We start from the raw sequence: 23,864 nt of genomic DNA, 5'->3' as shown, positions 1-23,864 counted from the left end.
ATCTGGCTGTTCCAATTTTACAATGCAACAACATATTAATGAAAAGCAAATTACTGACTCTTTTTAGCGCTTTATCAACTGATGAGCAAAATATTTTATTGGTTTTAGCCGTTATTTATGCCCCGATAGGTCAATCCAACCTGCAACGTTTATTACGGACAACAGGTCTTTTTGAAGCAAAAATAATAGCCACAATTGATAAACCCTTGCGGGAAAAATTACAAAAAGCCAAATTAATTGTTATTACTTCGGATGGTTGGCGTTGTAATGAAGAGATTGCCGAACCGTTGATACGACGTGCATTGAATGAGTCTTGGTTTACTAAATTAGCGCAACTGCTTATTGCCGAGCCTAACTATTATTACCCTGCCAGTATCAGTATTTATCATGCCATAAAGCAATTACGCATTTTTTTATATCAGCGTAATGATTCCGCATTTGCCGCTAATATTGAACGCTTGCATATCGAGTATCCACAAAAGTTCGCAGAGAATATTAACCGGATTTTCTTTAATGATTATGATGCCGAGTGGTTTACCTCGTTATCTGACCAGATTAAATTTTTGGCCTTACGTTATTTTTTGCATGATGGCCGGGCGCGCCTTAATGACGTATCGAAGTATTCTCAACTGCTTGAGCATTTTTTTGGTGTAACAAAGCCTGAACATTCGGCTATCGTACATACGGTCGTTGAAGAACGTATCTTCCGTGGCGACTTTAAAGATGCTGAATCGTGGTTGGCCGGCGATTTGTCAGTCGAAGGACTTAAATTACTGGCCACTTTTCGCTTCTTGCAAAATCGCAATGATGAGGCTATTGAGTTGTTTAATGCTGCACTTAAGACGCTTAAAAAAGAAACCGGTAAACGTAATGTTGGTTTTGATGATATACACGGTTATTTTTTTAATATGGCATTGCTACGTAGTCGTAATCCGGGCAACCTACAGTTGCTTAAACAACAGACACTCTTGTCAATTAAACAGGGCTGGCAAAATGAGTTTTATCTATTAAATTTAATTTTGCTGGAAGTGGTAGATATTTATCAGGGTAAATCTACTGCCGAGCACAGTGAATATTTATTTAAGACCAATAACTTTGCCTACGAACGTTTGTTTCACGCCTTACTGTTGTATTGGGTAGGCGAAATTGAAATAATGACGGGTAATCCAAAAAATACCGGGTTTTTATCCGAATTAGCCGGGTTTTGTCAACAGGCAGAGCAGTTAGGTTATGCTTGGTATGCGGCTGTCAGTTCATCGTTACTGCAACGCTTAAAGTATAAAAATAATGCTTGCCGGCAGATAGCACAGCAGTATTTACAATCGCCATTTACTGAAATTATTGATTTATTACCGCAAGTGTCAGCATGGCAAAGAGCGTTGGATGCCTTAACGCAATTAACTGCTGAACCTGTTGCATCCGTCCAAAAAAAATTACGCCTGATTTGGTCATTAAGTCTGGATAATAATTACATCACGTTAACGCCGAAAGAACAAAGTCTGGGTAAAAGTGGTCGTTGGACAAAAGGCCGACCCATTGCTTTAAAAAGGCTATACCATGATATGGCTGACTTTGATTACCTGTCTGAGCAAGATCGCCGTATTTGTGCCCACATTGAACTTGAAAAAGAACCGGCTTATTACGGCTATTCAAGTAAGGAGTATTATGTGTTGCCGGGTAAAGCTATTATTGAGGCATCAGGACATCCGCATGTTTATTGGCTTAATCAGGAAGCGTTAAACATCCCTGTTGATATCAGTCTGGCAGAGCCGCAATTGCTGGTTAAGGAACAAAAAGAAAATTTGCATATTTCATTAATACCGCAAATTACCACACAACAAGTTATTACCCAAAAAACTGCGAGTAATGGCTTGATAGTGTATGTCATTAACGAGTCGCATCGTCAGGTTGCCGAAATTTTGGGGATCAATGGTTTAACGGTGCCGGCTACCGCACGGCAACAAGTGATAGATTCTATCGCTTCTATTTCCTCAATGCTGACGGTACAATCCGATATTGGCGGTACCTCCAGTCATGCACAAAGTGTTGCAGCGGATAGTCGTTTACACATTCATTTACAACCAGTCGGGCAGGGCATACAAATAGAAATATTTGCGCAACCGTTTAGCGACGGCGGGCCCCTATATAAACCAGGTGTCGGCGGCACAACGGTACTGGCTGAAATTGACGGCAAACAGTTACAGACTACCCGTGATTTTAAGCTAGAAAACCGTTATTTAAAGCAAATTTTAAATGAATGCCCTGAGTTATATGTCGTTAAAGAGGCTAAATGGTTATTGGATGATGCCGAGTCGGCATTGGAAGCGCTATTACACTTACAGGCTTTGGGCGATTTTGCCGTACTTGAGTGGCCCAAAGGTAAAAAAATTCAACTCAGTCGTGAAGCAGGGCTTTCCCAAGTGCAGTTTTCGGTACGCAAAGAAAAAGACTGGTTTAGTGTGGAAGGCAGTATCCAGATTGATGCTGAGCAGGTTTTGGATATGCAGCGATTAATGAGCCTGTTAAGCAGCTCATCAGGTCGCTTTCTTAAGCTTGAAGACGGACAGATTATTGCCTTAACCCAGGAATTACGCCAACGTCTGGATGATTTATCCGGTTTAGGTGATGTACAAAAAGACAAAGTACGCTTTCATCCTTTAGCTGCACTGGCGCTGGATGAAATTACCAACGGTATGGCTGTTACCGCCAGTAAGCCCTGGAAAGATCAATTACTGCGACTTAATGAAATGGGTGATTTAAACCCTGCCTTGCCGTCAACCCTGCAAGGTGAATTACGCGATTATCAGCGCGAAGGTTTTCAATGGATGATGCGTTTGGCGCATTGGGGAGCCGGTGCCTGTCTGGCCGATGACATGGGCTTGGGTAAAACCGTACAGGCCTTAGCGTTGATTTTAGCCCGTGCATCCAAAGGGCCTACCTTGATTTTGGCACCTACTTCGGTCTGTATTAACTGGCTGGAAGAAGCGCAGCGTTTTGCGCCTACCTTGAACATTTATCAATTTGGGTTGGGTGGCAGGCAGGATATGTTGGATGCTGCAGGTCCCTTTGATTTAATTGTTTGCAGTTACGGATTATTACAAACCGAGGCCGATCGTTTGACGCAAAAACACTGGCATACCATCGTTGCTGATGAAGCGCAGGCGATTAAAAATGCGTTAACCAAGCGCTCGAAAGCGGCGATGGCATTGCAGGCAGATTTTAAATTAATTACCACCGGTACTCCCATAGAAAATCATCTGGGTGAATTATGGAATTTATTTAATTTTATTAATCCGGGCTTACTCGGTTCTTTGCAAAAATTTAACGAGCGCTATGCGCAGGCTATCGAAAATCAACAAGATCATGAAGTTCAGCAACGACTGCGAAAATTGTTAAGGCCATTTATTTTACGCCGGCTTAAAAATGATGTGCTCACTGAATTGCCATCACGTACTGAAGTGACTTTGCACGTTGAATTAAGCCCCGGTGAGCGGGCATTTTACGAAGCGTTGCGCCGTAATGCCATGCAGACCATGATGGAAGACACTACTCAGCCCGGACACAAACAGCTGAAGATATTGGCAGAAATTATGAAGCTACGACGTGCTTGTTGTCATCCTCGTCTGGTGATGGAAGAAAGTACGCTGGGTAGTTCCAAGCTACAAGCTTTTGAAGAGTTGGTGGATGAATTATTGGATAATCGTCATAAGGCTCTGGTGTTTAGTCAGTTTGTCGGACACTTGACGCTTATCCGCGAATTATTGGATAAAAAAGGTATTCCTTATCATTATCTGGATGGCTCAACCCCGGTTCCACAGCGCAAAAAAGCCGTTAATTTATTTCAGGCCGGGGACGGTGATTTATTTTTAATCAGCCTGAAAGCCGGTGGAACCGGTTTAAATTTAACGGCTGCAGATTATGTTATTCATATGGATCCCTGGTGGAATCCGGCCGTCGAAGATCAGGCTTCCGATCGAGCGCATCGTATGGGACAAAAGCGACCTGTTACCATTTATCGGTTGGTCGCAAAAGATACCATCGAAGATAAAATTGTCGATTTGCATAAACATAAACGGGATTTAGCCAATAGCTTGCTCGAAGGCGGTGAAGTGAGTGGTAAGATGTCTGCTGAAGATATGATGGCTTTGATTAAAGACATTGATTAGAGGCTAAAGGCTGTTAGTCCCCAAGTTCCAGCTTGGGAACGATAAATAAAAAAGTTAACGATAATCCAAAAGGCTCAATAATGCGTAAAATACATATCGATCAATCCGTAAAAAATATAGTCCATTCTGATATAGTTTATTTGGATTTGGAACATCTGGCACAGGTAGAAATAAGTTCGGAGTGTCACGAGCATCCTATTGAATCGGCATTGGTGGAAGGTTCAAACTTAGGCTGGCAGGCAGCTTCTTCTGGTGAACAAATAATACGGCTTGTTTTTGATCAACCCCAGGTTATTAAACAAATAGTCCTGTTATTTGATGAGCCGGAAATGTCCCGGACGCAAGAATTTGTTTTACTTTGGCGTATGGATAAGGATGATTTTTTTCGGGAAATCTTGCGCCAGCAATATAATTTTAGTCAGCCACTGACGACTCAGGAAATCGAGAATATTAGCGTTGATCTCAAGCAGGTAAAAGCACTTGAGTTACGAATTATTCCAGATATTAGTGGCGGCGAGGCTTGGGCAAAACTTACCCGACTGCGAATTTCGGCAACGTAAACAGCAATTTGGACGCTACTACATGTTTATAAGGCCGGAACTATTGAATATTGCTTTTTCCTCTCAATGCCTTAAGCTGGCCTTGTCTGGTTTTACTGTCCAGACGCTTTAGCTTTGATCCTTTAGTCGGCTTGGTTGCTTTACGTTTTTTATGGGATATCGTGACACTTTTTATTAAATCCTGTAGTCGGCTATAGGCATCTTCCTTGTTTTTTTCCTGGGTGCGGTATTGTTGTGCCTTGATCACAATCACACCATCTTTTGATATACGCTGGTCATTTAAAGCCAACAGTTTTTCTTTATAAAACTCAGGTAAGGATGAGGTATTAATATCAAAACGTAAATGAATGGCAGAGGATACTTTATTGACATTCTGACCGCCAGCACCTTGCGCACGAATGGCATAAACTTCAACTTCATTGTCTGGAATGCTCAATTGACCGGATATTTGTAACATTGCTAATTGCCTTTTTGATGATATGACATTATTGTGTTTTGAGTTAATGCTATGCTTATCCGGATAATAATTATCGGGAAGTAACATAAGATGATTTCCTGCGAATTATATATCCGACTTGCCGGTCTTTTTTTTATTTCCTAAGTTTCCTAAAGTGCCTGCTTTTGGCGCTCTCAATCGCTGTTTCTGATGCGCTTTTACCTTCTGTTATCGACGGCTACGCACTTCTTGCATCTCTCACAGAGATGTGGTGAATGCAGAGTTTGCAGAAGAAAATATCTGTCCTTGCAGTTGTTGTTGTCAATAAATAAAAATCCTGTGCTACTTGGATATTAATTCTTCGATATCACGACTTGATTAAATGTAAGTATCTGCATCCAGGATTAGCGATAGATAATACTTGATATCTTTTGAAGTGTTATGCTGAAAAGAAAAATAGAAATTTGCGATAATGATTTTTGACGCAGACAACATTGAGTTCGGCTGATTTTATAGCCGGATTTGATCTTTACAATATAAGAAAAGGTAACAAGCAGATGTTAAAAATAAAAACCATTAAATCAGCCGGATTAATTTTGGTAACGTTTACAGCGGTACTTTTTATGATGAGTAAAACGGTTTCAGCTGAGGAAAAACCAGCGCTAAACAAAACAGTGCTGCTAGCGCAGGAGCTTGAGCTTTCCAGTAAAAATGTTAACACAAAAATAATTCGAGTCATCTTTCCGGTTGCTTTTAAAACACCTTGGCATACCCATGAAGGGCCAGGACCTCGTTATGTTGTTAAGGGCAAACTAAAAGTCATTGAGGGAGGAAAAACCAACACATACTCTGTCGGTGACGTTTTTTGGGAATCCGGAGATTTAATGTCGGTTGAGAATGTTGGCGAAGAGGCCGCTGAATTAATTATTTTTGAATTGGCATCTGCAAAATAAAACAACTTGCTGAACAGTTTTTGTTCAGCGTCTTTTTCCATGGCTTTAGACAAGATAATCGCAACTAAAGCCATTCCCACAAGATTATTTTCATCGATCTTCACTTCCTTGTACAAGGTTTATCTTTTGTTTATTTAATTAGAGTTTTTCTTTCTTTAATGCTTGATAAATATGGTTTTAACGGATTTTTATATAAGTCATAAAGCAGGATAAACAGTCGTTATAAGTGGTTTTTATCTCGTTATATATAAAATTTTATATAGCTTGTTCAGGTTTTGTTAAACTATATTTTGACAACATTCTTTCTAATTGTTACATTATCGTGAAATGATTAGTAAACAAATCGTTAATAGCTAGTTTCATAGTGGTTGTAAGTGATGAAATTATGCAAGTTTGTATTTTGTTATAAAGAGATTAAGTTAGTGAATGATGGTTTCTGCATGGCGGTAACTAACTTTAAGTTTTTAAGACACTCTGTTTGCGAGGATTTGGTGTTATGGCTTATTTAAATACACAGTTGTCAAAGCAAGAATTAGGTGTGGTTGCTAAAAACATTCCTATTGAAAATGAACAAGTTGAAAGTAATATTGCTGCTCCAACAGATTATGTGGAGAATGGTAATTTCCAAATAGCCCGTAAGTTAAAAGACCAGAAATCCAGACTCATAAATGTGCTATGTCAGTTCCCGGTAACAGCTTTATGGTTACTTAACGAATATGAACAAAAATCTTATGCGACTGAATCAGATGATGAAGCAACCTCTGAATCAGAATTAACCACGACGCTAATAGATATAAAAAAGTACTTTCATTGCCTGTCTGGTAAAACATTATCAGATGCCACCTATGTCGTTGACAAAAAAAATCTTTTTACAGCACTGCAATCATTTCAATTCTCTTTTAATGATTTAATAAAACTGGTTGATATTATTGTATATGCTCATAAATTTAGAGGCCTTTGTTATCAATCTCCGCATAGTATCGATAATAATTCTGATTTAATTCTTAAACGTCTGGAAGGTTTAAGCCGGCGTAGCACTAATAAATCCTCTAAATGGTCAAAAATATTATCGGCTTACGATGAGCAATTTCTATTTTTGTCCAGCAGTGACATGCATAAATATTTTTCCGAGGTGGTTATTTCCGAACACTTTTGGTTAAAATTGAGGCAACAACTCGCTACAGCAAATTCCAGATTAGTTTTGTTTATTGCCAATCAATATAAGGGTTGTTTTTTAAATTTTGATGATCTTGTACAAGAAGGTCAGATTGGTTTACTAAAAGCGGTTGACAGGTTTGATTACCGGTTGGGTTTTCAATTCTCAACTTATGCCGGTTACTGGATCAGGCAGTCTATATCCAGGTCTTTGTCACGCTGCGAGAGAGTTGTGCGTGTTCCATGCGGACAAGTTGCTACTATTAATAAAGTTTTTCGCACCAAAGACCAGCTGACTACGCAACAAGGCAAAGAACCGAGTATTAAAGAATTGGCTGAATGTGCAAAATTATCGAATGATGAAATTCATTCTATTTTATCAATTTCACAAACAGCTATGTCCCTTGAAGGCTTTGAAGATGACGAAGAAAACTCTTTTGCACCGATTGATTTTTTGGAGCAACAGGTTTTTACGCCTTCCTTTATGTCAATAGCTAAAACTGATCTTGAAGATTTGCTCAGTAAAGCGATTAAAGTGCTTAATCCCAGAGAAGCTAAAGTCATTTGTTGCCATTTTGGTGTGAATACTGATAATGAAATGACCTTACAGGAAATTGGCGTAGAACTTAACCTAACCAGAGAACGTGTCAGGCAAATTCAGGTAATGGCGCTTGATAAAATAAAACGTAGTTTTGGCGAGCAATTAATAAGTTTTTTATAATGTACAAAAGTATAAAAGATAGTTAATATTAAATCCTACTGAAATGGTAGGATTAGTAAGTAATCATTTCAGACTGATGACAGGGTGACCGAAAGCATCGAGTTTTAAATGCAGCTGTAAGTAACCGCAACGCTTTACATCGACCTTACTTAGAGGGCCAGGAGATTAAAACATGAAAAAATATATACTAAACACGCTTCTTTGGAGCGTTGTGTTGGCAGGTGCATTTTTAATATATAACCGCGTAAACACGACACCACCAATTGATGAATCCATCGCCTACTCGGAATTTATCGGCAAGGTTAAGAATAAACTGATTGATCGTGTAGAAATAAGCGGTCAATCGATTAAGCTGCGAACTTCGGATGGTCAAAATCTGGAAACATTTAATCCTAATGACCCTCATCTGGTTGATGATCTTTTAAATGCCGGTGTTCAAATAAGAACCAAACCACCAGCGCAACAATCGCTGTTTATGCAAATGTTTATTTCCTGGTTTCCGATGCTGTTGTTGATTGCAGTGTGGATAATCTACATGCGTAAAAGCCAGGGTGCGGGTATGGGAGGTAACTCTTTTGGTAAAAGTAAAGCCAAGTTACTCGAAGAAGACAAATTGACTGCGACTTTTGCTGATGTAGCAGGTTGCGAAGAGGCTAAAGAAGATGTCTCTGAACTGGTTGATTTTTTGGCTGACCCACAGAAATTTCAAAAGCTGGGTGGACAAATACCACGCGGTATTTTAATGGTAGGGCCTCCAGGAACAGGTAAAACCCTGATTGCCAGAGCAATTGCCGGTGAAGCGGGTGTTAAGTTCTTTACTGTCTCAGGTTCAGATTTCGTAGAGATGTTTGTCGGTGTCGGTGCCTCCAGAGTCAGGGATATGTTTGCCCAGGCCAAAGAACACGCACCTTGTATCATTTTTATTGATGAAATAGATGCAGTCGGTCGCCAAAGAGGTGGTGCCGGCATGGGTGGCGGCAATGACGAGCGTGAACAAACACTCAATCAGTTGCTCGTCGAAATGGATGGTTTTACCGGAAATGAAGGCGTTATTGTTATCGCTGCAACCAACCGTGCCGACGTTCTGGACAAAGCATTACTCAGACCGGGTCGCTTTGATCGTCAGGTAAACGTTGGCTTACCAGATGTACGTGGACGTGAGCAAATTCTGAATGTACATATCAAAAAAGTACCTGCTTCTGATGATGTTAAATTAAAAGATATTGCCAGAGGCACACCCGGATTTTCAGGTGCAGATTTAGCTAACGTAGTCAACGAAGCGGCCTTGTTTGCGGCAAGATCCAACAAACTACAAGTCAACATGAGCGATCTTGAAAAAGCCAAAGACAAGATCCTGATGGGTGCTGAAAGGCATACCATGGTAATGACGGAAGATGACAAGCTGTTAACTGCCTATCATGAAGCCGGCCATTGTATTGTTGGTCAATCATCGCCTGATCATGATCCCGTCTATAAAGTGAGCATCATGCCACGAGGCAGAGCTTTGGGTGTGACCATGTTTTTACCTGAAAGAGATCAATACAGTGCCAGCAAACGCAAACTGGAAAGTCAAATAGCCAGTTTATTTGGCGGCAGAATTGCGGAATTAATGATTTATGGTGGTGACCGCGTCACAACAGGGGCATCCAACGATATTGAAAGAGCGACTGAATTGGCCCGGAATATGGTTACTCGCTGGGGCTTTTCCGATAAATTGGGTCCTCTTGTTTATGGCGAAGAAAATGGTCAGGCTTTCATGGGTTATCCCGGATCGCAAGGCAGTAAGGTATCTGGCATCGTTGCCGAGCATATTGATCAAGAAATACGTGCGGTCATCGACTGTAACTATCAACGTGCAGAAGCTATTTTGCAGGAAAATATCAGTATTCTTCATAAAATGGCTGACGCTTTATTGAAATGGGAAACTATCGATAAAGATCAGATTGATGATTTGATGGCAGGTAATGACCCACGACCACCAAAAGATGATAATGAATCCAGTAAATCAATGTACACAAAGCAGGATAAAGTTGATAACAAACCAGTAAAAATCAACATCAACAAAAATAAACCTGCCGGACAAGTTTGAGGTGCGCTCATTCGGGGGAGCCATAAGGCTCCCCTTTTTTTTGCCTGTTAATTAGCACTATTGGCCATATAAAAATTTCTGATGTTTATCCTTCCAAAAAAGCCCTGATTGCAGAAACTCCCTGAGCTCCAGACTGTCGAGCCTTATCTAAATCCGAGTCACAAAGACCTCCCAATGCATAAACGGGTAGATTGACTTGAGAAACCAGTGTTTTGAATTGTTCCCAGCCTAAAGGCAGGGTTTCCGGGTGTGTTTTGGTCACTAACACAGGTGCTAAAACGGCAAAGTCTACGCCTATGTTTTGCGCGTGTTGTAATTCCTGAAGGTTATGACAGGATGCTGCAACCCAGTTTATCTTTTTTGATGTGTTTGCAGCGAAGGCAGGTCGTTTGCTTGCAGACATTAAATGCTGACTGGTTAAATGAATGCCATCAACGGCAAAATTGGCTGCATTGTTTACGGCAGAATTAATTAACAACAAGACGTCTTGTTGCCGGCATAAAGGGTAGGCTTGTTCAAGAAACGTCTGTAGGGTCTGGGGTGATAGGGTTTTTAGCCGTAACTGGATCAGCTTAATGCCGCGACTTACTATTTTTTGCAGGTTTATTAATAACAAAGATTCTTCTGTATCGTCCAATATTGCATAATACGGTGGTAATTGGGCGGCAGTAATGATGGCTTGATTGGCAGCGGGGAAGGCATGATTTATCAATTCGCCGGGGTTAACCCATTTGAAGGCTTGTCCTTCACAGCTTGTCGCATTACCTGAAAAATGCTCGACTAAAAATACATGCAATTGTACGGCTAAATCCGGGTATTGATGCTTAATGGTAATCAGCGGTGTTGCCGTTATTACGGTAATGGCCAGTTCTTCTTTAAGTTCTCGGCTTAAGGCCTGTTTTGCCGATTCCCCCGGTTCTATTTTTCCACCGGGAAATTCCCATAAGCCACCTTGATGCAAAGATTTATCACGCAGGGAAATTAAAACTTGTCCTTCAGTATTTTTTACGACACCTACGGCAACTTGAAGTACTTTCATATCGGGGAGTTTAGAATGGAATTAAATCAAAAGTAATTGTCCAAGTCCCCTCTCTTTGAAAGAGAGGGGATAGAGAAGATTTTTAAAAAAATCCCTCTTTCGCCTTGTACCTCTAACCTGCTCTTAAGTCCTGTATTCGGCATTAATTTTTACATAATCATAAGACAAGTCACAGGTTAAAACTTCCTGAACAGCGATGCCACGGCCTAATTTAACTGTTACGGTAATTTCTTCCTGATTCATGACTTGCTGGCCGGCTTCTTCGGTGTAGTTATCATCGCGGCCGCCGTTTTTAACGATACAGACGTCGTCTAAAAAAAGCTGCACATTTTCCAGTACCATGTTTTCGACACCAGAACGACCCACAGCGGCAAGAATTCGTCCCCAATTAGGGTCGCTGGCAAAAAAAGCGGTTTTTACCAACGGTGAGTGAGCTATCGTTTTGCCGACGCGTACGGCTTCTTCATTGTGCAAGGCTTCTTTAACAACGATACGTATTAACTTGGTTGCGCCTTCGCCATCCCGTACAATGGCTTCTGCCAGTTGTTTGCAAACGTGCATTACCGCATCGGCAAAAATCATATAATTTTCACTGTTTGCCGTAATTTCCGGGGCGGCTGAACAACCGCTCGCCATCAATACACAGGCATCATTAGTCGAGGTATCACCATCAACGGTAATGCGGTTAAAGGATTGTTCAACAGCCAAGGCCAAACAATTCTGTAATAGCGCCTGACTAATTTTGGCATCGGTTGCCATAAAGCCCAGCATGGTCGCCATATTAGGCTGAATCATACCGGCACCTTTGGAAATGCCGTTAACTGTTACCGGCTGTCCTGAAAGGGTAATGGTTTTAGAAATACCTTTAGGGAAAGTGTCGGTGGTCATAATCGCACGAGCGGCCTTATCCCAGTTAGCCAGTGACAGATTTTTTAGCGCTGCCGGTAAAGCTGCTGTAAGTTTGGCTACCGGTAACGGTTGTCCAATCACGCCGGTAGAAAAAGGTAGTACCTGATTGGCATTACCGCCCACAACTTTTGCCAGTTCAGCGCAAGAGAGCAAAGCATCCTGCATGCCTTGTTCACCGGTTCCCGCGTTGGCATTACCCGAATTAATCAGCAACCAGCGCGGTCCATGGGCGAGATTGGCTTTTGCAACATGGACAGGTGCCGCACAAAAGGCATTCTGGGTAAACACGGCCGCACAGGTTGATTGTTCGGCCATTTGAATAACCAAAATATCATCTTTGATGGTTTGCTTGATACCTGCGCAAGCTGTGCCCAAGGCTATTCCAGCGACGTTAAGCATGTTTGGGAAATCGCACTGTCCTACTGCCATTTATCAATCCTCGTTGTGTTTAAAAAATAGGGTAACGTTTTTAATTTTGTTTACCTTTATCTTCATGCGCTTGCATTGCTTTTTTAGCAAGGCTAATAACAGCGGTTGTTGGCTAAGGGTAAACGGTAAAATAACTTCGACTTCAATTTGTCCGTTTAAATAATGGATTCTAAAATCTTCTATCGCTGTTTTAAACTCTACCAGATATTTGTCCAATAACACCTGAACATCTGCACGGGTTAGCGGTTTGCCGGATTCAAACAAACCTTCATCATCTTCAGGATCTACATGCACCAAAACATCCATAACATCATCAAAACGGCTGATTAATTCATCCCTGACGGTATCGCCGATGCTATGACCTTCGGAAACGGTGATGCGCGGATCAACAACGATATGAGCATCAATCAACGCGTCTTCGCCCATTTGCCGGGTTCTTAATAAATGAATACCTTCAACACCATCAATACTCATAATGGTTTTGCGAATTTCGGAGATAAGTTTGGGTGGCAACGAGGTATCAACCAATTCTTTGATGCTCTCAAGAACCAGACTCAAGCCAATTTTGGCAACCATTAATGCCACCACGATGGCGGCAATTGCATCGGCCAGCGGATATCCCAAGATAACAGCGCCTATACCGAACAGGACGACAATCGATGAAATAGCATCGCTGCGCTGATGCCAGGCATTGGCCATTAATAACTTGGATCGGGTTTTTTTAGCAATACGTTTGGTGTAATGGTACAGCCATTCATTAACCAAAATGGATGCCGCTGCAACGCCCATGCCCAGAACATTGGGCACTGGCAGATGTTCTGGGTGCGCCATTCGATTCATTACCGACCAGCTAATGGCACCGCCAATGGCTATTAAACTGACGCCTAAAATGACGGTTGCAATCGTTTCAAAACGGCGATGACCATAAGGATGCTCATGATCCGCTTCGCGGCTTCCCAATCTGACGGCAATAATGACTAAAAGATCGCTCAGTAAATCGGATAAAGAATGAATCCCATCGGCGATTAAGGCTGCTGATTGCCCCAGAATGCCAAAACTGATTTTGATCAGCGTTTGAAAAACATTAACTGCCGCGCCGACATAGCTGGCTCTGGCTTTGAGTTTTGCGATTCTTGCCGGATCAAGAATATCAGCCATTACACACCGACTTCCAGGGTAATGCTATATTCATGGTTGCAGGATTTTGTCTCCAGTACTTTATGACCATTAATACGGCACCAGGTCGGAATATCCTGCATAACGCCAGGATCGGTACAGATAACTTCCAGTTGGTCACCCGCTTTAAGTTGTTTGACTTTATCTTGGGTACGTATAACCGGCAATGGACAAAGCAGGCGCCGTGCATTTAGGGTTTCTTTAATCATATAAGGGTAGGTTTAAGGTGAAAGGGGCAAGGCTCAAGGTGCAAGGCAAAGGGCAATCCCTTTTGCCTTTCGCCTTGTATCTTTAACCTCAAACATACCACTCTTTGGGGATGTCTTCGCTTTTTAAGGGCTTAATTTGAATGGTTCTTTCTGAACCGTCTTTTTCCATGACTTTAATATCGACCTGTTCGGCATGTCGGCCCTGACCGTAACGGGCCACAACGCTGGCTGCCAAATACAAATCTTCAGCAGAAGGCTCGCCGTCAATTAGCGCCAATGGCCCTGTATGGCTTGTGCAATTCATACTGATAAACTCTTTTCTATAGCCTTCCAAAAACCGTCCTTCACCTTCTTCTCTGGCTATGATCAGTTTAAAGTTTTTTTGTGGTCTGATATGTCGACCGACTTTTAGTAACATCACATCATCCAGTTCGTAGTCTTTGCTACCCTGTGATTTCCATAAATCGACCAATCTTGCCGAATAGTATTTATCCGTCAGAAAACAGCAGCCACCCGCTGGTTGCGAATAATCATCTATGCCAAATTGCTCAGCCATCGCTATTTGTGGCTTGCGGGAACGCCCGGTAATATCATGCAGTTTTTCCCTGTCTACCCAGCCTTCAATTTCCGGCCGGGTTGCCGGTAGATTCTTGGCGCACATAGGCCGCAGTAATAAATCATCAGCACCTGACTGTTTGGATACGATGGGCATTTTTGATTTGGTTTGTGACATGGGTCTTTGGCCAATCACTTCACCGGTAATAATAAAGTCAAAATCGTTTTCAACGATCCATTGTTTGGCTTTATTAACCATGAAAATCTTACAATCCAGACAAGGATTCATGTGTGCGCCATAACCGTGCTTGGGATTAATCAGCACTTTTTTATATTCTTCGACAACATCGATAATATGCAGTTTTATGCCTAGTTGTTCGGCAACCCATAAGGCGTTGTTGCGCTTGGGTTTTGCTTTGTCACTTTCACGAATCGCATGAGTATGGCCTTCTACACAAAAACCGGTAAAAAAATTAATGCCTTCAACATGAATGCCTTGTTCCATTACTGTTTTTGCCGCCAGCATTGAGTCCAGACCACCGGAAATCAATGCTATTGCTTTTCTTTGCTTACTCATAACGCCTTTATTTCTAAAAATTAGACCATTATACTCAGGTATTTTCTAATAGGGCTTCAACTTCTGCCGTTTTAGCCATTCTGCTTATGACTAAACCTTGGTTAATTTTAGATTTTTGTAGTTAAAGGCTTCGATTTTTATGCAGAAAGCATAAGTTGTGATGAAAAAACAGAGGAATGTTTGACGCATTTTTTACCGGTAAGCCGGTTGCCTGTCAACATGAACTAATTGCCTGGGTTTTTTCAAGGCTTTACTGAGTATCATATAAGTATCGCGATCAAAAACCGGTTGACTGGATAATAATAAATCATCCACTTCGGCGGCATTTTTCGCGGTGCCGAGATAACACCAATGGTCAATCAGATGTACATCGCCACCTTCTTTAATGCCGACAATTCCTGGATAAGGCCAGGAGGCCAGTTTAAGTTTGTTCATCGCTATGATCAGACGAGCGGCATGGTTAAGTGGCGCTTCCTCGCCGATGCAGGCACCTTTACATTTTGCTAACTGCCTTGCAAAACAAGGGCGTCCCTTGATAGGTTTTTCAAGGCCGAGCGCACTTAAACAAAGCTGGTTTTGATCGGCGATACTGCGGAGTACTTTTTGCGCATCGCGTTGGTTGCGATAAAGACCATGTAGGTTGTCCTGCACACCGAAATCAAGGTCATCGGCCCAAACCAATACCGGACGCAGATGCTCGGTCTGTTGTTGGAGTTGCCAGGCACACAACCCGTTGTTGCGTCGTAAACGACGATTATGTATGGGTTGCATGGCCTTGATTAGTTTCGCCTCCAACAATAAAGCTCCTAATTCACCGGCGGTTTCTATCCAGTCGAAGCGGCGTAACTGCTGCGATAAACTCATTTCCTTGCCATGGCTGTGATCGGCTGAAAAGTGTGATAATACCCGTTGCTTAATGTTTATGCTTTTACCAATATATAACGGTAAGTCATTTTCGCCATAAAACAGATACACGCCTGGTGACTCGGGAAGTTCGTCGATCAGGCGACGATCAATATTTGACGGTAAACTGGAACGTGCAATCAGTTTTTGTACGGTATCGGTGATGAGCGTTGCATCTTGGCTTAAATGGATTTGCTGCCAAAATTGATGAATGAGTTGGGCATCACCCAGTGCCCTGTGTCGGGCTTTTACGGTTAAACCGAAGCGCTCAATCAGGCTATCAAGATTGTGATGCTGGTATTGTGGGAACAGCGCTCTGGATAATTTGACAGAGCACAATACAGAGGGTTGAAACGTCAGGCCTGAACGTTTGAATTCGTTTTTCAGAAAGCCGTAATCAAAGCGGGCATTATGTGCAATAAACAAATAACCCTGTAACAGTGCATGCAGTTCTTCTGCCACGGTTTCAAACAGTGGTGCATCGGCTACCATGGCGTTGGTAATGCCGGTTAATTTTTCAATAAAGGCCGGGATACGTGCTTGTGGTTGGATTAACCGACTCCACTCACGTACGCCATTTTCATCCATCAATACGACACCGATTTCAGTAATACGATCGACTGTCGCATTGGCACCGGTGGTTTCCAGATCAACAAACGCCAAGCGTGGAAACAAAGTGGTCACGATGCCAATCCCATTAAATCAATGTCGCCGATATCTGTTTCCCCTGTTATATTATTTACCAAGTGCCAAGAACGTCTTGGCAGATATTAATTAGCACTACATTAATGCGCTGATTGTTTTTTCATAAGCTGCTTAAATAGTCGTATTATTCCCCCACCAGACTTTTTTTTGTAATGATTCATAATATCTTCAATTTTATTGAACACTTGATCTTGCATATGAATTTTTTGGTGCATTGAGGCTCTCTCCGTTTTAAATCAGGATGGTTAATGAGAGCGATAACAGCGTATTTTAAACCAACAACTCTTCGCTTTGAACGATCTCAAGGCGTTATTATTGCACTGCGGTATCGATATTAATTTGAACAAGTAGCACATATTTTACAATCTATTCGGGAATTAAAGGTTACTTGAATTTTCTCGATTAAAGTGTTAGCTATCTATAGTCTCTTGCTCTAATTATTATGGTTCTCACCAACCATCCGATCGTTATTTAAAGTACTGGCCTCGATTATTGAGTCACCTTTAGACAGCAGGTCTTGTTGTTTCTCAGTGTATTCGGGACGAGCTGTTAACTTACCCGTAGTTGGATGGTAGTCAATTATTTAGGGATATAATAGAGCGGATGGTAAGGCGCAATTACCGGCTCTCTTCTACCCAACTACAGTGAAGCTAACTGAAAGTGTAGTCTATGGCGCTCATTTTGCAAGTTTGCCAAGGTGCGCAAAAAAGTCCATATTTACCTTAGGTGATTTTCTGCGAATAATATATCCGGTTTGCTGGTCTTTTTATCTATTTATTGCGTTATCAACTATCTGTCCTTACAGTCGTTGTAAATAAGCAAAAATCCTGTGCCACTTGGGTATATTAGCTACCCACTTTTGACGGGACAAGCAAAAAGGCTTAACCCTCCCTAATGATAAATCATCAAAACAGACCGTTCGCTGAGCGGAGTCGAAGCGGACAACTCGCTTCGACTCCGCTCAGCGAACGATTTAGCCTTAAATTATCCCGTTTTAAGTGAGTAGCCGGTATATTTATTCTTGGATATCACTTTGTTTTAAATTCCCGGCATGCAAGCCACATTCTTTTTTAGTTCCGGATTCCCACCACCAGCGGCCAACCCTTTCATGCTGATTGGGCAGGACAGCGCGGGTACAAGGCTCACAACCTATGCTGATAAAGCCTTTTTCATGTAATTCATTATAGGGTACTTGATAGGCTTCGATGTGATCCCAAACTTGCGCCGAATTCCAGTTGAGTAACGGATTAAATTTTATCAGTGGGTGTCCTTCAGTAGAAAAAGCGCTATCTATTTGCACTTCAGGAATATCCTGTCGGGTATCCAGACTTTGGTCTTTACGTTGACCGGTAATCCAGGCATCAACAGTTGCCAGCTTACGTTTTAAGGGTTCAACTTTACGAATACCACAACATTCCTGATGGCCATCCTCATAGAAGCTGAACAGGCCTTTGTTGGTTACAAAATTATCCAGCACATCCCGGTCAGGCGTTAACAATTCAATCTCTATCTGGTAATGTTTTCTGACTTTTTCTATAAAACGGTAGGTTTCCGGATGCAATCGCCCGGTGTCCAAAGAGAAAATCCGGATATCTTTTCTGATATTAAGTGCCATGTCGATTAATACGACATCTTCTGCGCCACTGAAAGAAATAGCGATATTATCAAATAACTCAAGGGCTTTTTTAAGAATGGTGCGTGGGTTTTTATTGGTTAAGTCGGTTTGTAATTGCTGAATATTAAAGGCTGTCATGAGGGGGCGGAGTCCTTTTTCTGTTTGATCAAATACCGGTAAAGTACCTTGAATGGCTATGCAGCGGAAAAAAGCAGGTTGGGTTACGCCATGGCTATAGGCCAACCTGCCTGTTAGTTTTTATTGTTGTGAAAAATACTGTGTCAGGAAATCATCGAAAGGGATTTGCTTTTGGCTTTCGAGATCTTTTTGCTCTGCCAGTGAGATTTTAGCCATTTCGGTAAATTCTTGGGTATGGATTTTATCCAGCTTGGACAAGCTAAATTGCCTGGCATGTTCGGCAGATTTATTTAAAGCAAAACGACTAAAAGGCAGTTGCGTTTCAGTCATGCCCTTTAATATCCTTGCTGATGCCGTTAAATCCGGATTTTCGATTAATAACTGTTGTTGGGCAAGGGCGGTACTATAAGGTTTGTCGGTATTGTCTTTATCCAGAACGGCACATACGGGCTGCATGGCTTCAAGTATTTCTGTTGCCCAGTCCGATAACAGAATCTGTTGATTGCCTTTGTTCAGTTGCAGGCCGGGTTTTCTACCAAAATTGGCAACGGCCAACTGATTGGCATTATTAATCTGGTGATCTTCGTCGGTAATACAGGGGCTGTCTTTTAATAAACAGGTCAGTAACAGCGCTTCTATAAACCGTGCCTTGGCTTCATCTATACCAACGGGATTAAATAAATCCAAATCCAGTGAACGCATTTCTATATAGCGAACGCCACGTTTTTTAAGTGCCAGTGTGGGTTTTTCGCCGGATTTGATGATTTGTTTAGGTCGAATAGTGCTGTAAAACTCGTTTTCAATTTGCAGGATATTACTGTTAAGTTGACGATATTCGCCATTAACAACTGTGCCGATTTTTTCATAGTCAGGGTAGGGGGTATTAATCGCCTTACTCAAACTACTGACATAGCCGGATAAAGAATTGTAATCAATTTTTAGATCAGCCTGGTTTTTGCTTTTATAGCCTATATCGCTCATGCGCAATGATGTTGCATAAGGATGATAGAGGGTGCCTTGGTCAAACTCTTCAAATTGGGCCATTAACTCCGGGCGGCTTTTGAAGAAATTTTTACAAATTGCCGGTGATGCGCCAAATAAATATAAAATTATCCAACCGATGCGCTGAAAGTTTCTGACCAAACCAAAATAGGCTTCGGAGGTAAATTGCTCCAGACTCAGTGGACTGTTTTCTTGTTGGTGTAAAATCGGCCACAGCGCTTCGGGTACCGAATAATTAAAATGAATGCCGGCAATGGCCTGCATGGTTCTACCGTAACGATGCCATAAGCCGTGTCGATAAACATGTTTCATGTGACCGATGTTGGATGATCCATAGTCGGCAATGGGAATACTTTCATCACCATCAATGCCGCAGGGCATACTCGCACCCAGTAAAATTTCATTATCCAGATGGTCATAAAAAAACTGGTGGACATTGCGCAAATAGTCCAGGCTGTCTTTTACATCGGCAAACGGAGGGGTAATTAATTCAATGAGTGATTCAGAATAGTCCGTGGTGATAGTCGGATGCGTTAGTGCCGAACCTAATACGGTCGGGTGCGGTGTTTGGGCAATAAAACCATCTTTGCCTATACGCAGACTTTCTTTTTCTATGCCTTTAAGGCCCCCGCAGAGCAGATGTTGATGGTCATTTGCCAGAAGTTGATCAAGGCGTGTCGAAAGCTTATTAGTAAAATAGGTCATAGAGTGGGCGTGTGTTCCCTGCAGTCCTGTATAATTGATGCATTATAAATGGTTTGCCTGATTGAAGAAGTATTATCGTCGTACGGGAGAGGCAGTGAAGAACAAGTCCATCGAAATACTCAAAGCCGTTTTTGGCTATGATGGTTTTAGAGGCCAGCAACAAGACGTCATTGAGCAAATTTTGGCAGGAGGGGATGCGCTGGTATTAATGCCCACCGGTGGCGGGAAATCATTGTGTTACCAAATTCCGGCCTTAATAAGGCCTGGGGTTGGTATCGTTATTTCACCATTGATCGCTTTAATGCAGGATCAGGTCAGCGCCTTACTTCAGTTAGGGGTAAAAGCCGCTTTTTTAAATTCCACGTTATCTCAGGAAGAAGTTCGAACTATTGAGCGGCAGTTATTGAATAACGAGCTGGATTTATTATACATTGCTCCGGAAAGACTGACTTCCGGCCGGACTATCGCGCTGTTTCAGCGTATTCAGATTGCCCTGTTTGCCATTGATGAAGCCCATTGCGTATCGCAATGGGGACATGATTTTCGGGTAGATTATTTACAATTGTCCTTGCTGCATGAGCAATTTCCCCAGATTCCGCGTATTGCCCTGACCGCAACCGCAGATGAAAAAACCCGGCAAGAAATTATCCTGCGCCTACAATTGGAAAAAGCGCCGCTTTTTCTCAGTGGTTTTGACCGTCCCAATATTCGTTACCGGATCGTGCAGAAACAAAATGCGCGGCAACAATTAATTGATTTTATTAAGGCCGAACATGCGGGGGACGCTGGTATTGTCTATTGTCTGTCGCGTAAAAAAGTCGATGAAACCGCCGAATGGTTAAGATCAAAAGGTATTAATGCCTTGGCCTATCATGCCGGCATGACCAATGCTTTACGCTATCAGCATCAACACCGGTTTTTAATGGAAGACAGTCTGGTGATTGTTGCCACCATCGCTTTTGGCATGGGTATTGATAAGCCTAATGTACGCTTTGTTGCCCATTTGGATTTGCCCAAAAGTGTGGAAGCCTATTATCAGGAAACAGGCAGGGCAGGGCGTGATGGTTTACCCGCTAATGCGTGGATGGCTTATGGCTTACAAGACGTTATCACGTTGCGGCGCATGTTGGCTGATTCCAATGCCGATGAAGCCCATAAACGTCTGGAAATGCACAAACTTGATGCGATGCTGGCGTTATGTGAGCAAGTCCATTGTCGGCGGCAGGCGTTATTAAAATACTTTGGTGATCACTTGGAGCTGCCTTGTAATAATTGCGATACCTGTTTGGAAGCGGTCGATACCTGGGATGGTACGCTGGCGGCACAACAGGCCTTATCGTGTATTTATCGTACCGGGCAACGTTATGGTGTGGGCTATTTAATTGATGTGTTACTTGGCAAAATTACCGAGCGGATTGTCAGTTCCGGTCATGATAAACAAGCCACTTTTGGCCTGGGTAAAGAGCTGGATGAGCAGCAATGGTCTTCCGTATTCAGGCAGTTGGTTGCGCGGGGACTGGTTTCCGTTAACTTTGATCATTTTGGCGTGTTGCAACTGACGGATGTCTGTCGCCCGATTTTACGCGGCGAACAACAGTTAATGTTACGTAAAGATATACGGCCCGAAAAAAGCAAGCTTGGCAAAAAAGGTGCCGGCAAATCAGTCGGCAAGGGCGAAATCAATAGTGAGTTATGGGAGGCTTTACGTGCCAAGCGCAGAGAGATTGCCGATGCCCAGGATGTGCCGCCCTATATTATATTTAATGATGCAACCCTGATGGCCATGATGGAGAAAAAACCGACCAATCACCAACAAATGCGCTTGTTGTCGGGAGTGGGTGAGCGAAAATTAAGCCTTTATGGCGATCAGTTTTTAGCGGTTATCAAAGATTATAGCGATGACCACAGCGGACACGATACGGCGACAGAATCGGTAGATTTGTTTAAATTAGGTTACAGCGTTAACAAGATTGCCCAAAAAAGAACATTGAAAGCCGATACTATTTATACACATCTTTCGCAAGCGTTGGAACAAGGACTACTGGCGTTGGTTGATGTCGTGGAATTGCCTGAGCCGGAAATAAAAACTATTGAAGAGGCTATTTTAAGTCTGCCCGGTGAACAACAAAATGCCTTAAAACCGGTTTATGAGCACTTTGATGGTCAATACAGTTACAGTATTTTGCGTTGTGTGCGGGCAGCACTACAGCGCAAGACGGCATAAATGTATTGTTGCCATGTATAAATTAAGTTTTTACGTTCCCGAAGCGCAGCTTGAAGCAGTAAAAAATGCCTTGTTTGCAAAAGGCGCGGGGCATTACAAAGCTTATGACCAATGCTGCTGGCAAGTGCGCGGAGAAGGTCAGTTTCGACCTTTGCCAAATAGCCAACCAACGCTGGGGCAAATTAACCGGTTGGAAAAGGTTATTGAATATAAAGTAGAGATGATTTGTACGGCTGTCGTCATCAAGGAAGTTGTACAGACCCTACTTGACGTACATCCTTATGAAGAACCTGCCTATGAAGTTTACAAGATCTTGACGGTTGACGATTTGTGAAATATCTCACTTTAACTTTTTGCCATTAATGCAATGACCATGCGCCGCTATTTTAAAAAAAATGTCGATCAAACAGATTTATTCGATTTGGCAGCACAGCTCAATGAAATAAAGCAATTGCGCTCAGCAGAGTCAGAGTTAAGCATGATTGCCTTGCTTGGTACGGCAGAGTTGAATTTAATTGAGAGCAAAAAAAAGACCGGCTTAAATTGGGTGCAGGTATCCACTGATTCCATCTTTGATTGAGTCTTCACAAAAAATCACCTTGGGCTTTGCTGCCAAAATGGCAGCACAATAAAGACTATAGATTTTCAGATAAATAATTTCCATGTTGACAGATACCATCCCTTCAAGGGATGTTATCTGTGTGAGCTTACAGCGCATGAATTGACAGTTTAATTTCTGAAAGTCTATAGCGAAGTTACTTGGACAGCCTTCTTGCTAATCTTTGCCAAGAATGGCATCTGCAACCGCTTTGCAAAAGCCAACCTCGGTATCTTTTATATCCGTCAGTGCACCATAAAAACCATGCCATGCGAAAGTCTTATTGACTTCATAGCGGGCCATTTTTTCATTGGATAAAGAGTCGGCAAGCGTTACCTCGGCATCAATATGCATTTGTCCCAAGCCTATCATCATAAATCGCGCAAAAGCACTGCCTTCATCATAGTTTTTTATAGCCACCGAAGCGTTGAGCGTTGTCGAACCGGGAGCGCCGGTATTGATGCTTTTAAAACGCTTTGGGCTAGTGGTTTTTATATCTGCCACAATCAGTTTCGTCATTCTATCGGTATCAGTTTGATTTAACGTCACGTGATTATCCGCTTTAACGGTAATAACCAAATCAGAAAATCGGTCTGCCTGATTACTACTCATCGCTGAACCCAGCAATTGATGAGAGCCAGCGTTATCAGCGCATCCAGACAAGAAGCTGGCAACAAAGACTAGTGTTATAAAAAAGTATGTCATGTTAATAAAAGCCCTCTGATGGATTAATTAAAACGGGTATGGGGCAGATGCCTGATAGTTATTATAGCGGTCTGAAGATGCTTGCACGGATTATTACCGGCAAGCGTCAATAAAACCTGATGTCCCGGCGGTATTAATAATAATAACCTGCAAAACTTTTAGCGTATTATAAAATCGCATAGTGCTTTTATCCCTTGTCGTTTGGCGCTTGGATAGCTTGATTCCTTTACCGGTTATGCGGGTAAAGGGGTTGCATTAAGTAATAATGGTATTGGCACTGCTCAGCAAGTTACTG

Annotated in this window: 18 protein-coding genes; 8 read left to right on the top strand and 10 right to left on the bottom strand. The window is 42.2% G+C overall.

All coding sequences use genetic code 11. From position 1 onward, the window contains the following. Positions 1-38 precede the first annotated feature (38 nt). Together N7974_RS06760 and N7974_RS06755 are read left to right on the top strand one after the other, a co-directional pair. The gene (locus N7974_RS06760; protein WP_262964872.1) at positions 39-4,166 is read left to right on the top strand and encodes a DEAD/DEAH box helicase; all 4,128 of its coding nucleotides are present in this window, start codon (positions 39-41) and stop codon (positions 4,164-4,166) included. 80 nt (positions 4,167-4,246) lie between these two features. Beyond that, complete coding sequence (locus N7974_RS06755) at positions 4,247-4,726, top strand: carbohydrate-binding protein (protein ID WP_262964871.1); 480 nt, start codon at positions 4,247-4,249, stop codon at positions 4,724-4,726. Between the two features lie 40 nt (positions 4,727-4,766). Here N7974_RS06755 and arfB read toward each other — a convergent pair whose 3' ends face one another. Continuing rightward, positions 4,767-5,183 carry an alternative ribosome rescue aminoacyl-tRNA hydrolase ArfB gene (gene arfB / locus N7974_RS06750; RefSeq protein ID WP_262964870.1) on the bottom strand — a complete coding sequence of 139 codons (417 nt, stop codon included), beginning with the start codon at positions 5,181-5,183 and terminating at the stop codon, positions 4,767-4,769. Between the two features lie 536 nt (positions 5,184-5,719). Between arfB and N7974_RS06745 the strand changes: the two genes are divergently transcribed. The 3 genes from N7974_RS06745 to ftsH all read left to right on the top strand — a co-directional run bounded on the left by N7974_RS06745 (position 5,720) and on the right by ftsH (position 10,080). Next, the gene (locus N7974_RS06745) at positions 5,720-6,115 is read left to right on the top strand and encodes a cupin domain-containing protein (protein ID WP_262964869.1); all 396 of its coding nucleotides are present in this window, start codon (positions 5,720-5,722) and stop codon (positions 6,113-6,115) included. A gap of 496 nt (positions 6,116-6,611) precedes the next feature. Beyond that, on the top strand, positions 6,612-7,991 hold the full coding sequence (locus N7974_RS06740; RefSeq protein ID WP_262964868.1) for a sigma-70 family RNA polymerase sigma factor: 1,380 nt from the start codon (positions 6,612-6,614) through the stop codon (positions 7,989-7,991). Between the two features lie 172 nt (positions 7,992-8,163). Further along, positions 8,164-10,080, top strand: a complete 1,917-nt coding sequence (gene ftsH, locus N7974_RS06735) for an ATP-dependent zinc metalloprotease FtsH (protein WP_262964867.1) — start codon at positions 8,164-8,166, stop codon at positions 10,078-10,080. 85 nt (positions 10,081-10,165) lie between these two features. Here the strand turns inward: ftsH and N7974_RS06730 are convergent, their stop codons facing one another. From N7974_RS06730 to gshA, 8 genes are all read right to left on the bottom strand, one after another. Then, entirely contained in the window at positions 10,166-11,119 is a 954-nt protein-coding gene (locus N7974_RS06730) for a Nudix family hydrolase (RefSeq protein WP_262964866.1), read from the bottom strand. Between the two features lie 123 nt (positions 11,120-11,242). Then, entirely contained in the window at positions 11,243-12,457 is a 1,215-nt protein-coding gene (gene argJ / locus N7974_RS06725; protein WP_262964865.1) for a bifunctional glutamate N-acetyltransferase/amino-acid acetyltransferase ArgJ, read from the bottom strand. A gap of 3 nt (positions 12,458-12,460) precedes the next feature. After that, positions 12,461-13,615, bottom strand: coding sequence for a cation diffusion facilitator family transporter (locus N7974_RS06720; protein WP_262964864.1), 1,155 nt, complete (start codon positions 13,613-13,615; stop codon positions 12,461-12,463). Continuing rightward, on the bottom strand, positions 13,615-13,842 hold the full coding sequence (locus N7974_RS06715; RefSeq protein ID WP_243218881.1) for a sulfurtransferase TusA family protein: 228 nt from the start codon (positions 13,840-13,842) through the stop codon (positions 13,615-13,617). Before N7974_RS06715 ends, N7974_RS06720 begins: the two co-directional genes overlap by 1 nt. Before the next feature lie 88 nt (positions 13,843-13,930). Beyond that, positions 13,931-14,974 (bottom strand): tRNA (5-methylaminomethyl-2-thiouridylate)-methyltransferase, encoded by a 1,044-nt coding sequence (locus N7974_RS06710; protein ID WP_262964863.1) that lies wholly within the window; start codon positions 14,972-14,974, stop codon positions 13,931-13,933. A 192-nt stretch (positions 14,975-15,166) separates the two neighbouring features. Further along, the gene (locus N7974_RS06705; protein ID WP_262964862.1) at positions 15,167-16,561 is read right to left on the bottom strand and encodes a 3'-5' exonuclease family protein; all 1,395 of its coding nucleotides are present in this window, start codon (positions 16,559-16,561) and stop codon (positions 15,167-15,169) included. Positions 16,562-17,597: 1,036 nt separating this feature from the next. After that, entirely contained in the window at positions 17,598-18,335 is a 738-nt protein-coding gene (locus N7974_RS06700) for a phosphoadenylyl-sulfate reductase (protein ID WP_262964905.1), read from the bottom strand. A 120-nt stretch (positions 18,336-18,455) separates the two neighbouring features. Beyond that, complete coding sequence (gene gshA, locus N7974_RS06695; protein ID WP_262964861.1) at positions 18,456-20,042, bottom strand: glutamate--cysteine ligase; 1,587 nt, start codon at positions 20,040-20,042, stop codon at positions 18,456-18,458. A gap of 94 nt (positions 20,043-20,136) precedes the next feature. Between gshA and recQ the strand changes: the two genes are divergently transcribed. From recQ to N7974_RS06680, 3 genes are read left to right on the top strand one after another with little or no spacing between them, the layout of a single operon-like run. Then, entirely contained in the window at positions 20,137-22,266 is a 2,130-nt protein-coding gene (recQ, locus tag N7974_RS06690) for a DNA helicase RecQ (protein WP_262964860.1), read from the top strand. 13 nt (positions 22,267-22,279) lie between these two features. Then, complete coding sequence (locus N7974_RS06685; RefSeq protein ID WP_262964859.1) at positions 22,280-22,600, top strand: NGG1p interacting factor NIF3; 321 nt, start codon at positions 22,280-22,282, stop codon at positions 22,598-22,600. A gap of 39 nt (positions 22,601-22,639) precedes the next feature. Beyond that, entirely contained in the window at positions 22,640-22,846 is a 207-nt protein-coding gene (locus N7974_RS06680) for a hypothetical protein (protein ID WP_262964858.1), read from the top strand. A 195-nt stretch (positions 22,847-23,041) separates the two neighbouring features. On the opposite strand, the gene N7974_RS06675 is transcribed toward N7974_RS06680, so the two are convergent. Next, entirely contained in the window at positions 23,042-23,569 is a 528-nt protein-coding gene (locus N7974_RS06675) for a DUF4410 domain-containing protein (protein ID WP_262964857.1), read from the bottom strand. Positions 23,570-23,864 lie beyond the last annotated feature (295 nt).

Origin of the sequence: Methylobacter psychrophilus, from assembly GCF_025583945.1 — a bacterium.
In the GTDB taxonomy this organism is placed as follows: Bacteria; Pseudomonadota; Gammaproteobacteria; order Methylococcales; family Methylomonadaceae; genus Methylobacter_C; species Methylobacter_C psychrophilus.
This window is presented reverse-complemented; position numbering and strand designations above follow the sequence as displayed.

Excerpts from the sequence above, each read along its gene's own strand:
- N7974_RS06675 (WP_262964857.1), bottom strand. The coding sequence starts at position 23,569 with ATGACATACTTTTTTATAACACTAGTCTTTGTTGCCAGCTTCTTGTCT.
- N7974_RS06755 (WP_262964871.1), top strand. The coding sequence starts at position 4,247 with ATGCGTAAAATACATATCGATCAATCCGTAAAAAATATAGTCCATTCT.
- N7974_RS06700 (WP_262964905.1), bottom strand. The coding sequence starts at position 18,335 with ATGACAGCCTTTAATATTCAGCAATTACAAACCGACTTAACCAATAAA.
- N7974_RS06745 (WP_262964869.1), top strand. The coding sequence starts at position 5,720 with ATGTTAAAAATAAAAACCATTAAATCAGCCGGATTAATTTTGGTAACG.
- ftsH (WP_262964867.1), top strand. The coding sequence starts at position 8,164 with ATGAAAAAATATATACTAAACACGCTTCTTTGGAGCGTTGTGTTGGCA.
- argJ (WP_262964865.1), bottom strand. The coding sequence starts at position 12,457 with ATGGCAGTAGGACAGTGCGATTTCCCAAACATGCTTAACGTCGCTGGA.
- N7974_RS06710 (WP_262964863.1), bottom strand. The coding sequence starts at position 14,974 with ATGAGTAAGCAAAGAAAAGCAATAGCATTGATTTCCGGTGGTCTGGAC.
- N7974_RS06730 (WP_262964866.1), bottom strand. The coding sequence starts at position 11,119 with ATGAAAGTACTTCAAGTTGCCGTAGGTGTCGTAAAAAATACTGAAGGA.
- gshA (WP_262964861.1), bottom strand. The coding sequence starts at position 20,042 with ATGACCTATTTTACTAATAAGCTTTCGACACGCCTTGATCAACTTCTG.
- N7974_RS06760 (WP_262964872.1), top strand. The coding sequence starts at position 39 with ATGAAAAGCAAATTACTGACTCTTTTTAGCGCTTTATCAACTGATGAG.
- N7974_RS06680 (WP_262964858.1), top strand. The coding sequence starts at position 22,640 with ATGCGCCGCTATTTTAAAAAAAATGTCGATCAAACAGATTTATTCGAT.
- N7974_RS06685 (WP_262964859.1), top strand. The coding sequence starts at position 22,280 with ATGTATAAATTAAGTTTTTACGTTCCCGAAGCGCAGCTTGAAGCAGTA.
- N7974_RS06740 (WP_262964868.1), top strand. The coding sequence starts at position 6,612 with ATGGCTTATTTAAATACACAGTTGTCAAAGCAAGAATTAGGTGTGGTT.
- arfB (WP_262964870.1), bottom strand. The coding sequence starts at position 5,183 with ATGTTACAAATATCCGGTCAATTGAGCATTCCAGACAATGAAGTTGAA.
- N7974_RS06720 (WP_262964864.1), bottom strand. The coding sequence starts at position 13,615 with ATGGCTGATATTCTTGATCCGGCAAGAATCGCAAAACTCAAAGCCAGA.
- N7974_RS06715 (WP_243218881.1), bottom strand. The coding sequence starts at position 13,842 with ATGATTAAAGAAACCCTAAATGCACGGCGCCTGCTTTGTCCATTGCCG.